Raw genomic sequence first — 15,471 nt, 5'->3', positions numbered from 1 at the left:
GTGGAGGATGACAGCCACGATGGCGGAGGAACCGCTGCTCACGATGCGGGGCATCGTGAAGCAGTTCCCGGGCGTACGCGCCCTGGACGGGGTGGACCTCGACGTGGCCGCGGGGGAGGTGCACTGCTTGCTCGGGCAGAACGGTGCCGGCAAGTCGACACTGATCAAGGTGCTGGCGGGTGCGCACCGGCCGGACTCGGGGGAGATCGTCTGGGCGGGCGAGCCCGCGTCGTTCGGGTCGCCGCACGCCGCCGACGCCGCCGGGATCGCCACGATCTACCAGGAGCTCGACCTGGTGCCCGGGCTGAGTGTCGCCGAGAACGTGGTGCTCGGCCACGAGCCCGCACGCCTGGGCTTCACCCGCCCGCGCGACGCCGAGAACGTCGCGAGGGCGCTGCTGCGCCGCCTCGGCCACCCCGAGATCCCGCCCGGCCGCGAGCTGGGGCGCCTGTCGGCCGCGGGCCAGCAGATGGTGAGCATGGCCCGTGCACTCGCCAGGGACGCGCGCCTGATCGTCATGGACGAGCCGTCGGCCGTGCTCGACCCGGAGGAGGTGCGCAACCTGTTCCGGGTGATCCGGGAGCTCACCGCCGACGGCGTGGCCGTGGTCTACATCTCCCACCGGCTCGAGGAGATCCGCGAGATCGGCGACCGCGTCACCGTCCTCAAGGACGGCCGCACCGTGGCCCGGAACCTGCCGGCCCGCACCACGCCGACCGCCGACGTCATCCGGCTGATGACCGGCCGGACGATCGAGTACGTCTTCCCGGAGCGCCCGGCCACGCCGCCGGGCGACGTCGTGCTGGAGGTCGAGGGGCTCGCCCGCAGCGGGGAGTTCGCCGACGTCTCGTTCACCGTCCGCGCGGGGGAGGTCATCGGCCTGGCCGGCCTGGTGGGGTCGGGCCGCTCGGAGATCATCGAGACCGTCTACGGCGCGCGCAAGGCGACCGCGGGCTCGGTGCGCGTGCGGGGCAAGGCCCTGCGCGCAGGCTCGGTGCCCGCCGCCGTCCGGGCCGGGATGGGGCTGGCCCCCGAGGAGCGCAAGAGCCAGGGCCTGCTGATGGCCGAGCCGGTGTACCGCAACGTCTCGCTGCCCGCGCTCGCCCGCTTCGCCCGGTTCGGTTTCCTCGGCCGCGACGCCGAGCTCGGCGCCGCCGGCGCGATCACCGCCCAGCTCGACGTCCGGCCCCCCGACGCCACGCGCCCGGTCCGGACACTGTCGGGCGGCAACCAGCAGAAGGTCGTGCTGGCCCGGTGGCTGCTGCAGGGGTGCTCGGTGCTACTGCTCGACGAGCCCACCCGCGGCGTCGACGTCGGTGCGCGCAGCGAGATCTACGCGCTGATCCGCAGACTCTCCGCCGAGGGCGCGGCGATCGTGCTGGTGTCCAGCGAGGTGCCCGAGGTGCTCGGCCTCGCCGACCGGGTGCTGGTGGTCCGCGAGGGCCGGGTCGTCCACGAGGCGCCGAGCGCCGAGCTCGACGAGGGCCGCGTCCTCGACCTCGTCATGGAAGCGCTCGTGCAGTCAGAGAAGGAGAGTGCCGGCCATGAGTGACGAAGGCGCGCAGACGGGCACAGCACCCGCCGCAGCACCGGTGCCGCCTGCGACGACCGAGCCACCGGCCGCCGACGAGCGCAGCCGCGTGGAGCAGGCCGCGCGCACGGCCGAGCCCGCCCGGTCCCCGCTCGGCAGGCTGCTCGACAGCGGCGCGGGCCGCAACCTCGGGCTCGTGGCGGTGCTCGCGCTGCTGTGCGTGGTCGGCATCGTCACCGCCGACACGTTCCTCACCACCTCCAACCTCCTGACGATCCTCACCTCGGCCTCGATCATCGGGGTGCTGACCGTCGGGGTCACGTTCGTGATCATCGGCGGCGGCATCGACCTGTCGGTCGGCAAGGTGATGGCACTGGCCTCGGTGTGGGCCACGACCCTCGCCACCCAGTCCTACGGGCCGCTGATCATGGTGTTCTGCGCGCTGGCCGTCGGGACCGGCGCCGGGCTGGTCAACGGGCTGCTCATCGCCTACGGCCGGATCGTGCCGTTCATCGTCACCCTGGCGATGCTGATCACCGCGCAGGGTCTGGCCGAGCGCATCTCCGGGCGGCGCAGCCAGATCGTCACCGACCCGGTGATCGCGGGCATCGCGAACACCCGCGTGCTCGGGATCCCCCTGCTCGTCTACATCTTCGCGGCGGTGGTGGCCGTGGGCTGGGTGGTGCTCAACCGCACCACGTTCGGCCGCCGGACGTTCGCCATCGGCGGCAACTCCGAGGCCGCCCGCCTGGCCGGCGTCGACGTGCGGCGGCACACCGTGCTGCTCTACGCGGTGTCCGGGCTGTGCGCCGGCATCGCGGCGATCATGATCGCGTCGCTCACCACCACGGGGTCGAGCACCCACGGCACGCTCTACGAGCTCGACGCGATCGCCGCGGTGATCATCGGCGGCACGCTGCTCTCCGGCGGCCGCGGCACGCTGATCGGTTCGATCCTCGGGGTGCTCGTCTTCACGACGATCACCAACCTGTTCGTGCTCAACAACCTGGCGACCGAAGTCCAGAACATCGCCAAGGGCGTGATCATCGTCGTCGCCGTGCTGATCCAGGCCCGTGCGCAGCGCTCGTCGGCTGCTGGTTGACCCCGCAGGACGACCGACCCCAATGAAGGAGTCCACCATGCCCGACCCCCGCAACCTCCCCGGTGCCCTGCGGCGGCGCGGCTTCCTCGCCGGCGCCCTCGGCGTCGGTGCCGGTGCCGCGCTCACCGCCTGCACGAGCAACGCGGCCCCGGCGGCGCCCGCCAACGCGCCTGCCGCCTCGGCCGGGGGCGACAACGCCGCGCCCGGCACGCCGGTGACCATCGGCTTCTCCGCGCCCGCCGCCGACCACGGCTGGATCGCCGCCATCGCCAACAACGCGCAGGCGCAGGCGCAGGCCTACTCCGACGTGACGTTCGAGGCCGTGAACCCGACCAACGACATCACCCAGCAGATCGCCGCCGTCCAGACCCTGATCAACAGGAACGTGGACGCACTGGTGATCCTGCCCAACGACGGCAGCCAGCTGACGTCCGTGGGCCGCGCGGCGATGCAGGCCGGGATCCCGGTGATCAACCTCGACCGGATCTTCGACTCGCCGCTGGCCTACCGCACCTGGATCGGCGGCGACAACTACGGCATGGGCGTGAGCGCGGGCAACTACATCGGGGAGCGCCTGAAGGCCGCGGGCGTGGCCAACCCGGTGATCGGCGAGATCGCGGGCATCGACAACCTCCCGCTGACCCAGTCCCGCAGCCAGGGCTTCGCCGACGCACTGGGCACCTACGGCTTCCAGGTGGGCCCGCGGCAGGCGGCCGACTTCACCGCACAGGGCGGCCAGCGCGTCACCGCCAACCTCCTGCAGGCCGCACCGCGCCTCGACGCCGTCTGGAACCACGACGACGACCAGGGCATCGGCGTGCTCGCCGCGATCAACCAAGCCGGCCGCAACGAGTTCTTCATGGTGGGCGGCGCCGGCTCGGCCAACGCGATGCGCGACATCCAGGCCGACAACACGGTTCTCAAGGCGACGGTCACCTACAGCCCGTCGATGGCCTCGTCCGCCGTTGCGCTCGCGCGTCTTGTGGCGCAGGGTCGGGGGATGGGCGATCTTGCGGAGCAGGAGGTGCCGGCCTCGATCACGCTGGCGTCGGCGACGATCACACGGGAGAACGTCGCCACCTACATGCCGCTCGGCTTCGAGTCCTGAGCGCCGTGGGCAGCGAGCAGGTTCTCGGGGTCGGGCTGGTGGGCTACGCCTTCATGGGTGCGGCCCACTCACAGGCGTGGCGGACGGCAGGGAGGTTCTTCGACCTTCCGTTGCAGCCGGACATGGCGGTGCTGTGCGGCCGCAATGCCGAGGCAGCAGCGGCGGCGGCGAAACGGATGGGGTGGCGCAGCACCGAGACGGACTGGAAGGCGTTGCTCGGCCGCGACGATGTCCAACTCGTGGACGTCTGCACGCCGGGCGACACGCACGCGGAGATCGCGATCGCCGCGCTGGAGGCCGGCAAGCACGTGCTGTGCGAGAAGCCACTGGCCAACACCGTCGACGAGGCGCGGGCCATGGTGGCCGCCGCGGAGCGGGCACGGGCCAAGGGCGTGCGCAGCATGGTGGGCTTCAACTACCGGCGGGTGCCGGCCATCGCGCTGGCCCGCAAGCTGGTGGAGCAGGGGCGGATCGGGCAGATACGCCACGTCCGCGCCCAGTACCTGCAGGACTGGATCGTCGACCCGGAGTTCCCGCTGGTCTGGCGGCTGCAGGCCGAACGGGCGGGGTCCGGGGCGCTGGGCGACATCGGCGCCCACATCGTCGACATGGCGCAGTTCGTCACCGGTGACCTGCTCACGGACGTCACCGCCATGACGGAGACGTTCATCACGGAGCGGCCGCTGCCCGGGGCGTCGAGCGGGCTCACCGCATCGGGCTCCGACGAGCGGGGCCCCGTCACCGTCGACGACGCCGCCCTGTTCATCGGCCGGTTCGCGAGCGGGGCGGTGGCGAGCTTCGAGGCCACCCGGTTCGCCACCGGACGCAAGAACGCGATCCGGTTGGAGATCAACGGCAGCGCGGGTTCCCTGGCGTTCGACTTCGAGTCGATGAACGAGCTGTCCTTCTACGACGGCACGGAGGACCCGGAGACGGCAGGCTTCCGCCGGATCCTCGTCACCGAGCCCACGCACCCGTACGCGGGCGCGTGGTGGCCGCCCGGCCACCTGCTCGGCTACGAGCACTCGTTCACCCACGAGGTCGTCGATCTGCTGCGCGACCTCGCGGCAGGCACCGATCCCACTCCGTCGTTCGCCGACGGCCTGCAGGTGCAACTCGTGCTCGACGCCGTCGTCCGCTCCGCGCAGAGTGGCAGCTGGCACCCGATCCCATCCTGATCACGCTCGCGAAAGGGGCACCGCGCGATGGCGCGACCGATCACGCTGTTCACCGGCCAGTGGGCCGACCTGCCGTTCGAGGAGGTCGCCCGGCTGGCCGGGGAGTGGGGCTACGACGGGCTGGAGATCGCCTGCTGGGGCGATCACTTCGACCCGTGGGCCGCGGTCGAGGACGACAGCTACGTACAGGGCCGTCGCGACATCCTGGCCAAGCACGGGCTGGAGGTCTACGCGATCTCCAACCACCTCACGGGCCAGGCCGTCTGTGACGACCCGATCGACCAGCGCCACCACGACATCCTGCCCTCGCGGGTGTGGGGCGACGGCGAGCCGGAGGGGGTGCGGCAGCGCGCGGCCGAGGCCATGAAGACCACCGCCCGCGCTGCCGCGAAGCTCGGCGTCGACACCGTCATCGGATTCACCGGATCCAAGATCTGGAAGACCGTGGCGATGTTCCCGCCGGTACCGCAGTCCATGGTGGACGACGGCTACCGCGACTTCGCCGACCGCTGGAACCCGATCCTCGACGTGTTCGACGAGGTCGGCGTCCGCTTCGCCCACGAGGTGCACCCGTCGGAGATCGCCTACGACTACTGGACCACCGTGGCGGCGCTCGAAGCCGTCGGGCACCGCACGGCGTTCGGCCTGAACTGGGACCCGAGCCACTTCGTCTGGCAGGACCTCGACCCCGTCGGGTTCCTGTGGGACTTCAAGGACCGGATCTACCACGTCGACTGCAAGGACGCGAAGCGTCAGGTCGGCAACGGCCGCAACGGCCGGATGGGCTCGCACCTGGCGTGGGCCGACCCGCGGCGCGGCTGGGACTTCGTCTCCACCGGCCACGGCGACGTCCCGTGGGAGGCCTGCTTCCGGATGCTCAACAGCATCGGCTACACCGGCCCGATCTCCGTCGAGTGGGAGGACGCGGGGATGGACCGGCTCGTCGGGGCACCGGAGGCGCTGGAGTTCGTGCGCAGGCTGGCGTTCGACCCGCCGTCGGCTGCCTTCGACGCGGCTTTCAGCAGCAGCAGCTGACCCGCGGCTGGTTCAGGGGGCCGGTTGTGACCTACGGTCGCGCTGTTGCGCGGACGGAGGCTGCAGGGTGGAGGTCGATGCTGTGCTGGCTCCCGGTGGTGACCGGCCTCGCCGCTGGCGCGGTCCCCGCCGGGGTGCGCAGGAGATGGACGCGCTGGCGGCAGGTCGGCGCATCGCCGCCGACCTCCGCGGTGGCATCACCGGCTCTGGTGCAGGTGCGGCCGCCCGGGGCCTGCGCCGGCTGCTCGACGCGGACGCCGTGGCGATCGGGGGCCTGCACGGCGAGCTGACCTGGGCGGGTCACCCCGTCGACCTCACCGCCGCCGCGCAGCTCGCCGACAGCGCGCTGCGCAGCGACGCACGCGCGACGGGCGGTGGCGCGGTCGCGCTGCCCGTCCACGCCCGTGACGAGCTGGCCGGCGTGCTGGTCGTGGCGGGGCCCGTGCCCGCGGGTGCCGTGCGGGAGGCGGCGCTGTGGGTGGGGGAGGCGCTGGAGCGGGCTCTGCTGGAGGAGTCCGCCCACGTCGCCCGCCAGGCCGAGCTGCGGGCGCTGCGGGCGGAGATCTCGCCGCACTTCGTCTACAACAGCCTCACGACGATCGCGTCCTTCGTCCGGTCCGACCCGGAGCGGTCGCGCGACCTGATGCTCGACTTCGCCGAGTACACGCGCCACAGCCTCGCCCGGCACGGCGAGTACACGACGATCGCGGGGGAGTTCCGCGCCATCGAGGCCTACCTCGCGCTCGCCCGCGCCGTGCTCGGCGACCGGCTGCGGGTGCAGGTGCGGATCGCGCCGGAGATCCTGCCCGTCGCGCTCCCGTACCTGGTGCTGCAGCCACTCGTGGAGAACGCGGTACGGCACGGGGTGGAGCTGCCGGGCTCCAGCGGGCTCGTGCAGGTCAGCGGAGAAGCCGACGGCACCGACTGCGTGATCACCGTGGAGGACGACGGGCCCGGGATGGACCCGGAGTACGCTGCCGCCGTTCTGGCGGGGTGCGGTACGCCAGGGAGCCTCGGGTTGGTGAACGCCGACCGCAGACTGCGCACTGTGTTCGGAGCCGGCTACGGCCTGGTGATCGAGACGGCCGTGGGTGAGGGCACCCGGGTGTTGCTGCGCCTGCCGCGTTTCCAGCCGGGGGTGGTGGTGTCGTGACCGGGGGACCGGGTCTGCGTGTGCTCGCGGTGGACGACGTCGCCCCTGCGCTGGAAGAGCTGCGCAGGATGCTGACGGAGTCCCCAGGGGTGGCCGCCGTCGCGGTGGCGGGCGATCCGATCACGGCGTTGCGGCTGCTGCAGGCCGGCCCGATCGACGCGGTGTTCCTCGACATCTCCATGCCCGCGATGAACGGGATGGAGCTGGCGTCGCTGCTGGCCCGCATGACCGACCCGCCCGCGGTCGTGTTCGTCACCGCCTACGAGGAGCACGCGGCAGCGGCCTACGGCATCGGCGCCGTCGACTACCTGCTCAAGCCGGTGCGCGCGGAACGGCTCGCCGCGGCGCTCACCAGGGTGCGCCGCTTCGGTGCCGCCGCCGCTGCCGGCGTCGACGCGGCGACGTCACCACCGATCGACGCGCTCGCCGCGCTACCCGTGGAGCTGGCGGGCTCCACCCGTTTCGTGCGCCGCGACGACGTCCGGTTCGTCGAGGCCCAGGGCGACTACGTCCGGCTGCACACCCCGACGGGAGCGCACCTGGTGCGCATCCCGATCTCCCGTCTCGAACAGCACTGGCAGGCGGCGGGCTTCGTCCGGGTGCACCGCAGCTTCCTGCTGGCTGTCCACTCCGTCCGGGAGCTGCGCAGCGACCTCGCGGGCGGCCTGCTCGCCCACACCGACCTCGGTGACGTGCCCGTGAGCCGCCGCCACGCGCGCGACCTGCGGGAGCACCTGCTGGAGGCGGCTCGGCGCGGGGCCTTCGACGTGCCGAACCGGCAGCTGCGTTGACGGGGCGCCCCCGATGACCCGCCAGCGCCGGGTCGCCGTCACGAGCCCCCAGACCAGGCTCGCACTCGCGGGCCGACGGACGGGCGTTCCGGCCGTCCCGCCGCACCTCGCCCCGGCCGATGCCGAGCGGGCGCGGCGCATCCACCGGCAGCAGTTGCGGTACGCGCTGACCGTGCTCGGGTTGCTGGCTGCGCTGCTGCTGGGCCTGCCGCTGCTGCTCGTGGCCGCCCCCGGGCTGGACGACATGCGGCTCGGCGGCATCCCCGTGTCCTGGCTCGCCGTTGCCGTGCTGCCCTACCCGGTGCTCGTGCTGCTGGCCAGGTGGCAGCTGCGGCGGGCCGAGCGCACCGAACGGCCGGACGGGCCGCCGGGAGTCCGCGAGTGATCCTCGCCATCGTCCCCGTGCTGCTGATCACCTTGCTGATCGGAGCGCGCGGGGTGGCGGCGATGCGCACCACCTCGGACTTCCTGGTGGCGTCGCGCCGGATCTCCCCCACCGTCAACGCGGCCGCCGTCTCGGGGGAGTACCTCTCCGCGGCGTCGTTCCTCGGCGTCGCCGGTCTCGTCGTCAAGGACGGGGTGGGCTCGCTCTGGTACCCCGTCGGGTTCGCGGCGGGGTACATCGTGATGCTCGCGCTCGTGGCCGCGCCGCTGCGCCGCACCGGTGCGCTCACCGTGCCGGACTTCGCCGAGGCCCGGCTGGGGTCCAGCAGGCTGCGCAGGCTGTCGGCCGTGGTGGTGCTGGTGATCGCGTTCCTCTACCTGGTGCCGCAGTTCACCGCCGCCGGACAGGTGCTCGCTGTGGTCAGCGGCAGCCCGTACTGGGTGGGCGTGGTGATCGCCGGCGCCGCCGTCAGCAGCACGCTGGCCCTCGGTGGGATGCGCGCGGCCACCTACGTCCAGGCGTTCCAGTTCGCGCTCAAGCTCGTGCTGTTCATCGTCCCGGCGATCTGGCTGGTGCTGCAGGTCGGCCCGGCCACCCGCGCCGCCGCCCTCGACCCGGTCGAGTTCACCCGGTTCCCCGTCGCCACCCCGGTGGAGTTCCGCCTCGACACGGAACTGACGATCACCGCGCCCACCCATGCGGCCATCGCGGGCCACCCCCAGCAGCTGCTCAGCCCGGGGCGGTACGCGGCGGAGGGCGGCACCACCTGGGTGTTCGCCGCCGGGGAGCCCGTTCCGCAGGTGGGAAGCGGACGGCCGCCGGGAGGTGAGGAGTGGGCACGGCCGCTGCTCGACCCGGGCGGGTACCCGGTACTCGCGACCTGGTCGATGCTCGTGGCCACCGTGCTCGGCACGATGGGCCTGCCGCACATCCTCGTCCGGTTCCACACGAGCGCCGACGGCCGCGGCGCCCGGCGGACCGCGGCGATCACGGTCGGGCTGCTCGGGATGTTCTACCTCTTCCCCGCGATCTACGGGCTGCTCGGGGCGGTACTGCTCCCCGAGCTGTACCTGTCGGGCGGGACGGACACCGTGGTGGTGGCGCTGCCGGCCACCGTCGACCAGAGCTGGGTCGGGACGATGTTCACCGCGCTGCTCACCGCGGGCGCCTTCGCCGCGTTCCTCGCCACGTCGCTCGGGCTGCTGCTCGTCGTGTCGGGGGCGCTCGCACACGACCTGGTGCCGGGCACGCTGCGGCGGCTGCGCTTCACCCCGATCGCCGCGGCGCTGGTGGTGGTGCTGCTCGCGCTGCGGGCGGAGCGGATCGACGTCGGGGTGCTGGTGACGTCGGCGTTCGCGGTGGCGGCGTCCACCTTCTGCCCGCTGCTCGTGCTCGGGATCTGGTGGCCGCGGCTGACGGCCCGCGGCGCCATCGTGGGCATGGTGGTCGGGTTGATCTCCTCGGCAGGCGTGATCGGCGTCGACCTGATCCTCGGGGCCCCACCCGGCCTCCCGGCGATCGTGCTCGGGCAGCCCGCCCTGTGGTCGGTGCCGTTGGCGTTCGCCACGATGGTGCTCGTGTCCTTGCGCGGCACCCCACCGGCCTGGGCGGCGGCGGCGATGCTGCGGCTGCACCTCGACGAGAACCGGTCCGGATCCGCCGCGACCGATGACTTCTGCCCACCCCGGTCGTCATAAGGGCAGTGGGCTCGGACGGTCCACCCGACGCTGGGAGGGACCGGTGGACGCTGAGCCGCCCGAGCCGGACGTCGGCGCCGACGCGGCGCCCGCGCCCGCGCCCGGCGAGCCCGCGCCCGTGCGCCGCCGGGTACTGCTCCCCCTCGACAGCGAACCGCTCTCGTTTCTCGCCCGGCCACCGGGCCCCGGCTTCCGGACCACCGTCATCACCCTGGAGTCCGGCACCACCCGGCCCTACGACGAGGCGGAATGGCGCGACGCGCTGGTCACCGTCGAGTCCGGCGAGATCGACCTGGAGTGCGGGGCGGGCGGCCGCCGCCGCTTCCGCCCCGGCGCCGTCCTGTTCATGACAGGGCTCGGCCTGCGCGCCCTGCACAGCGTGGGCGCCGAGCCCGCGGTGCTGGTGGCGGTGTCCCGCCGACCCCCCGCAGGGGGCTAGGGCCCGGCGCGCCTGGCTGCACGTTCTGCGCGCTGGGTGTGGTCTTCGCAGGGCCGGTGGGGTCTGTGAGGACCAGGGTGGGCGCGCGGAACCGCTCCACGGGGTGGGTCGGGGGGTGCGACCGTCGGGCGCGCTCGACCCCGGCCGGGGCCCCCGGTCCGCCCACCTGGCCGCGTTCTGCGCGCTGGGTGTGGTCCTCGCAGGGCTTGTGGGGTCTGTGAAGACCAGGTTGGGCGCGCGGAACCCTCGTACGCCGGGGTGGGGTTAGAGGCTCTCGATGCCTGTGGAGACGAGGTCGGTCACCGTCGAGAGCAGGGACCGGCCGCCCCCGCCCGAGTCGGAGCCGCCTCTGTCGGAGCCGCCGCTGTCCGAGGACCCGTTGTCCGAGCCACCGTTGTCGCCGCGGCCGCCACCGTTGTCGCCGCGGCCGCCGCCGTTGTCGGACCCGCTGTTGTCGCCGCGACTGCCGTCGTTGTCGGAGTTGCCGCCGTTGTCGGACCCGCCATTGTCGGACCCGCCATTGTCGCGCCCACCGTCGTTGTCGGAGCTGCCGCCGTTGTCGCGCCCGCCGCCGTTGTCGGACCCGCCACTGTCGGACCCGCTGTTGTCGCCGGGCCCGCCGCCGTTGTCAGACCCGCCCCCGTTGTCGGACCCGCCGTTGTCGCCGCGACTGCCGTCGTTGTCGGAGTTGCCGTCGTTGTCGGAGCCGGCGTTGTCCGAGCCGGAGCCCCCATTGCCGGAGCTGCCCTCGTCGGCCTCGCTGCCGTTGTCGGACCCGCTGTTGCCGGAGCCGGCATTGTCCGAGCCCGAGCCCCCGTTGTCCGGGCCGCTGTTGTTGTCCGAGTCGCTGTTGTCGGACCCGCCGCCGTTGTCGGGGACGCCGCCGCTCTCCGGGTCGGGGTTGCCCGCGCTGCCGTTGTCGGCGTTGCTGTCGTCCGAACCGCCCTCGTCGGAGCCGCCGACCGAGCCGCTGTTGTCCGGGCCGCTGTCGTTCGAGCCGCCGTCGTTCGAGCCGCTGTCGTCAGCGGTGGCACCGTTGTCCGCTGGGGCGTTGTCGCCGGGCTCGCCCGCCGCAGGCGGGCCGGACTGGTCCTGCCCGGAGCCGTCATCGGAGGTGGAGTCTTCGGCGGGGGACTCTCCGGGGTTGCCGCCGTTCTCTTCGGCGTCGGCGGGGACGTCCCCCGGCTGCTCACCCTCTGGGGTGGCGCCGTCGGTGGCAGCAGGCCCCGACTCGGGCTCGTCCTGAACCGCGGGAGGCTGTGGCTGCTGCTCCGGCTGCGACTCGGGCTGAGAAGGCGGCTGCTCGGACTGGGGCGGAGGACCCGGGGCGACCTGAGGCTGCGACTCCGGCTGGGCCGACTCCGGCTGGGACTCCGGCTGGGGTGACTCCGACTCCGGCTGCGACTCCGGCTGCGACTCGGGCTCCGACTCCGGCTGGGGCGACTCCGAATCAGGCTCCGACTCGGGCTGTGACTCCGGCTGGGTCGGCCCCGACTGGGGCCGGGTCTCGGGGGCGGAGGAGGGCGTACCCGTGTCCGGGGTTTCGCTGCCGGACGGCGGAACGGCAGGGACCGCGCCGGGGCTCGTGGACCTGGTGGGGGACGTGGACCTGGTGGGGGAGGTGGGCCCGGTGGGGGAGGTGGAGCCCTGCGAGCTACCCGGCGCGCCGGGCGGGAGGACTCCGCGCGGGACGGACGTGCCGCCGGGCGGGGGCGGGGAGGCCAGATCGGTGGTGCCGGACGGGGTGGGTGTGGGTGAGGCCGTGCCCGGGCCCGACCCCTCGGTCCGGTCGGCGGACGGGGCGGAGGGCGTGCGCGTGGCGGGCGGGGCGGAAGGGGCCCTGCTCAGGTCGGCCAGCAGGCTCTCCTGCTCCTGGGCGAGCTTGGCGCGGCCCTCGGCGGGGCGCACCTCGTCGAGGCGGGAGGTGGCGGTGGCGATCGCGCGCGCGGCCTCGGAGCGACGCCCCTGTCGAAGAGCGGAGCGGGCTGCCTCGAGCCCGGTGTTGACCTCCGCCGCGGCCTCGACGGACCGGGCGCGCTCGGCGTAGAAGACCTTCGAGACAGGCCACAGGACCTCGCCCGGTGACGCTTCGGACGCCCCGACCGCCACCCCCGAGGTGCCCAGCATCAGCAGTGCGGCGGCGGCGGCCAGGCGGCGGGCGTACGGCACGACGGCCCGGTGCTTCCCGCGGCCCGACGAGGGACGCAGCGCGGACACCGTGCTCGCGGAGTCGGACTTCTCGTCGGCCGATCCGGCCGCGGCCGTGACGGCGGTGACGGCGGCCGCCTGGGACTCGGCGTCCGGCCGGACCTCGGCCACCCAGGCGGCGAGCATGGCCACCAGCTCGTCGTCGGTACCGTGGGACTCGCGCGGCAGCTCGCCGAGAGCCACAAGTCCCGCAGCCAGCTCCTCGACCAGCGCGTCGTCCTCCCGGAGGGCGGCGAGATCGATCGGGTGGCCCTCGGCGTCGCTGTCGTGGTCGTTGCTGTCCATGGGGTCGCGGTCCTCGGGATCAGGTCCCTTGCGGAGATCGTCCTCGTCGCCGAGCCGCACCCCGACCTCCGTTCCTGAGGCTACTGCCGGCCGGTGAGCCACCGGCGGCAAGACTACCCCGGCCGCTCACACGACCGGGGTGTCCCAGGGGGAGTCGTCTCAACTCGGCAAGGCGTTTCCCCGAATCACGTCGGCATAGAAGAGAGCGCTGTCCTTGGGGGTCCGGACCTGCGTGTCGTAGTCCACGTGGACGATCCCGAAACGCTTCGCGTAGCCCCAGGCCCACTCGAAGTTGTCGAGCAGGGACCAGAGGTAGTAGCCCGTCACCGGGGCCCCGCCCTCGATCGCCTCGTGCACCGCCGCGAGGTGGCTCTTGAGGTAGTCGATGCGGTCGGTGTCGACGACGCGGCCGTCCTCGTTCACCACGTCGGGGAAGGCCGCCCCGTTCTCGGTGACCATGATCTCCAGGCCCGGCGCCTCACGGGTGATGCGCAGGAGCAGCTCGGTCATGCCGCGCGGGTCGATGCTCCAGCCCATGTCCGTCTTGCGGTCGTGCTGGAACGGGAACTCCACGTCCTCGCACGCGATCCACGGGCTGGCGTGGCCCTCACCGTGGCCGTCGGCGTGCTCCTTGGGGCGCTCGCGCGTCCAGTGCCGCACCCGCGTGGGGGAGTAGTAGTTGACGCCCAGCACGTCCAGCGGCGCGGAGATGATCTCCAGGTCGCCGGGCTGGACGAACGACCAGTCGGTGACGGCTGCGGTGTCGGCCTGCACGTCGGCGGGGTAGCTGCCGCGCAGGACGGGGTCGAGGAACACCCGGTTCTGCAGGCCGTCCACCCGCCGTGCCGCCTCGGCGTCCTGCTCCGAGTCGGTCTCCGGGCAGACCCACGCCAGGTTGAGCGTGAGCGCCACCCGCGACGTGGGGGCGGCGCGCCGGATCGACGCGGCGGCCAGGCCGTGGGCCAGGTTCAGGTGGTGCACGGCCGAGAGCGCCTCGGCGTCGTCGGTGTGGCCCGGCGCGTGCACGCCGCTCGCGTAGCCGAGATAGGCGCTGCACCACGGCTCGTTGAGCGTGATGAACAGGGGCACCCGGTCACCCAGCGCGGCCGCGACGACCTCCGCGTACTCGCCGAACCGCTCCGCGGTGGTGCGCGACGTCCAACCGCCCGCGTCCTGGAGGGCCTGCGGCAGGTCCCAGTGGTAGAGCGTGATCGACGGTGAGATGCCCGCGGCGAGCAGTTCGTCGACGAGGTCGGAGTAGAACCCGATGCCCTCGGGGTTGACCGGCCCCAGTGAGTCGGCGGTGACCTGCGGGGTGATCCGCGGCCACGCGACGGAGAACCGGTAGGTGGTGAGCCCCAGCCGCTTCATCATCGCGACGTCCTCGCGGAAGCGGTGGTAGTGGTCGTCGGCCACGTCACCGGTGTCGCCGCGCTCCACCCGCCCCGGGGTGTGGGAGAACGTGTCCCAGATCGACGGGGTGCGCCCGCCCTCGTTGACAGCCCCCTCGATCTGGTACGAGGCGGTGGCGGAGCCCCACAGGAACCCCGCGGGGAACTGCAGTGCGTCGGTTGACGAGGCGGTCTGCGTGGTGGTCAATTGGTCCTCTCACATCGGGTTGCGGCCCTGGTCGAAATGGCACTGATCGAGATGGTGGTGATCGAGGTCTCGCCCATCAGCCCTTGACCGCCCCGGCCATGATGCCGCCGACGATCTGGCGTCCCAGCAGCACGAACACCACGAGCACCGGCAGCGTGCCGATGAGCGTGCCGGCCATGATCACGGCCGTGTCCGGGACGTAGCCGCTGCCGAGGTTGTTGAGCGCCACCTGGACGGTGGGGTTCGAGGAGTTCAGCGTGATGATCGGCCAGAAGAAGTCGTTCCAGGCCGTCATGAAGGTGAGCATGCCGAGCACGGCGGCGCCGGGCCGCGCGATCGGAAGGACGATGCTCCAGAAGGTGCGCAGCGTCGTCGCGCCGTCGACCCTGGCCGCCTCGAGCAGCTCGTCGGGCAGCGCCTGGATCAGGTACTGCCGCATGAAGAACACGCCGAACGCCGCGCACAGCGACGGCAGGATCACCGAGCTCAGCGTGCCGGCCAGCCCGAGCTCGGCCATCACCGAGTAGAGCGGGACGACCGAGAGGCTCGGCGGGATCATCATCGTGCCGAGCGTGATCGCGAACAGCAGGTTGCGTCCCCGGAAGCGGAGCTTCCCGAACGCGAAGCCGGCGAGGGTGCAGAACAGTACGGTCGAGACGGTGACGACCGTCGAGACCACCAGCGAGTTCCACAGCGCCAGCCCGATGTTCTGCTGGTGGATGGCCGTTCCGATGTTGCTGAACAGGTCCCCGCCGGGCACCAGCGGCGGCGGGAAGGTGTTCATCTCCGACATCGGCCGGCTCGCAGCCACGATCATGTAGTAGAACGGCGCCACGAACAGCAGGGTGGTGACGGTGAGGATGCCGTAGGTCAGCCATCCCGCGGCGTCCTGCGGCCGTCCCCGGCCCCGCCTCGGCGTCGGCGGCGCGAGTGGCGACGCGATGTGATGCACGTCCACGG

At 72.8% G+C, this 15,471-nt stretch carries 13 protein-coding genes; 10 read left to right on the top strand and 3 right to left on the bottom strand.

What is annotated here, in order from left to right; translation table 11 throughout:
• The first annotated feature begins 7 nt into the window (after positions 1 to 7).
• From AC5L35_RS25335 to AC5L35_RS25290, 10 genes are all read left to right on the top strand, one after another.
• Entirely contained in the window at positions 8 to 1,552 is a 1,545-nt protein-coding gene (locus AC5L35_RS25335) for a sugar ABC transporter ATP-binding protein (RefSeq protein ID WP_495062190.1), read from the top strand.
• Complete coding sequence (locus tag AC5L35_RS25330; RefSeq protein ID WP_495062189.1) at positions 1,545 to 2,633, top strand: ABC transporter permease; 1,089 nt, start codon at positions 1,545 to 1,547, stop codon at positions 2,631 to 2,633. Before AC5L35_RS25335 ends, AC5L35_RS25330 begins: the two co-directional genes overlap by 8 nt.
• A gap of 37 nt (positions 2,634 to 2,670) precedes the next feature.
• Positions 2,671 to 3,741: a substrate-binding domain-containing protein gene (locus tag AC5L35_RS25325; protein ID WP_495062188.1), complete on the top strand. Its 1,071-nt coding sequence runs from the start codon at positions 2,671 to 2,673 to the stop codon at positions 3,739 to 3,741.
• Positions 3,742 to 3,746: 5 nt separating this feature from the next.
• Positions 3,747 to 4,919 carry a Gfo/Idh/MocA family protein gene (locus AC5L35_RS25320; RefSeq protein ID WP_495062187.1) on the top strand — a complete coding sequence of 391 codons (1,173 nt, stop codon included), beginning with the start codon at positions 3,747 to 3,749 and terminating at the stop codon, positions 4,917 to 4,919.
• A gap of 27 nt (positions 4,920 to 4,946) precedes the next feature.
• Entirely contained in the window at positions 4,947 to 5,954 is a 1,008-nt protein-coding gene (locus tag AC5L35_RS25315) for a sugar phosphate isomerase/epimerase family protein (protein WP_495062186.1), read from the top strand.
• A 145-nt stretch (positions 5,955 to 6,099) separates the two neighbouring features.
• Entirely contained in the window at positions 6,100 to 7,107 is a 1,008-nt protein-coding gene (locus AC5L35_RS25310; protein ID WP_495062391.1) for a sensor histidine kinase, read from the top strand.
• Positions 7,104 to 7,898, top strand: a complete 795-nt coding sequence (locus tag AC5L35_RS25305) for a LytR/AlgR family response regulator transcription factor (RefSeq protein WP_495062185.1) — start codon at positions 7,104 to 7,106, stop codon at positions 7,896 to 7,898. The genes AC5L35_RS25310 and AC5L35_RS25305 overlap by 4 nt, the downstream gene beginning before the upstream one ends.
• A 13-nt stretch (positions 7,899 to 7,911) precedes the next feature.
• Positions 7,912 to 8,283, top strand: coding sequence for a hypothetical protein (locus tag AC5L35_RS25300; protein WP_495062184.1), 372 nt, complete (start codon positions 7,912 to 7,914; stop codon positions 8,281 to 8,283).
• Entirely contained in the window at positions 8,280 to 9,980 is a 1,701-nt protein-coding gene (locus tag AC5L35_RS25295; protein ID WP_495062183.1) for a sodium/solute symporter, read from the top strand. Before AC5L35_RS25300 ends, AC5L35_RS25295 begins: the two co-directional genes overlap by 4 nt.
• 43 nt (positions 9,981 to 10,023) lie before the next feature.
• Entirely contained in the window at positions 10,024 to 10,419 is a 396-nt protein-coding gene (locus tag AC5L35_RS25290) for a cupin domain-containing protein (protein WP_495062182.1), read from the top strand.
• A 264-nt stretch (positions 10,420 to 10,683) separates the two neighbouring features.
• Here the strand turns inward: AC5L35_RS25290 and AC5L35_RS25285 are convergent, their stop codons facing one another.
• From AC5L35_RS25285 to AC5L35_RS25275, 3 genes are all read right to left on the bottom strand, one after another.
• Entirely contained in the window at positions 10,684 to 12,972 is a 2,289-nt protein-coding gene (locus AC5L35_RS25285) for a hypothetical protein (protein WP_495062181.1), read from the bottom strand.
• A gap of 99 nt (positions 12,973 to 13,071) precedes the next feature.
• Positions 13,072 to 14,511 (bottom strand): GH1 family beta-glucosidase, encoded by a 1,440-nt coding sequence (locus AC5L35_RS25280; RefSeq protein WP_495062180.1) that lies wholly within the window; start codon positions 14,509 to 14,511, stop codon positions 13,072 to 13,074.
• A gap of 76 nt (positions 14,512 to 14,587) precedes the next feature.
• A complete protein-coding gene (locus tag AC5L35_RS25275) occupies positions 14,588 to 15,469 on the bottom strand; it encodes a carbohydrate ABC transporter permease (RefSeq protein ID WP_495062390.1) in 882 nt (293 codons plus the stop codon).
• Positions 15,470 to 15,471: the final 2 nt, after the last annotated feature.

Source organism: Pseudonocardia sp. OZ21 (assembly GCF_059359135.1).
Note: the sequence above shows the minus strand (reverse complement) of the source record. Positions and strands in the feature narration are given on the sequence as shown.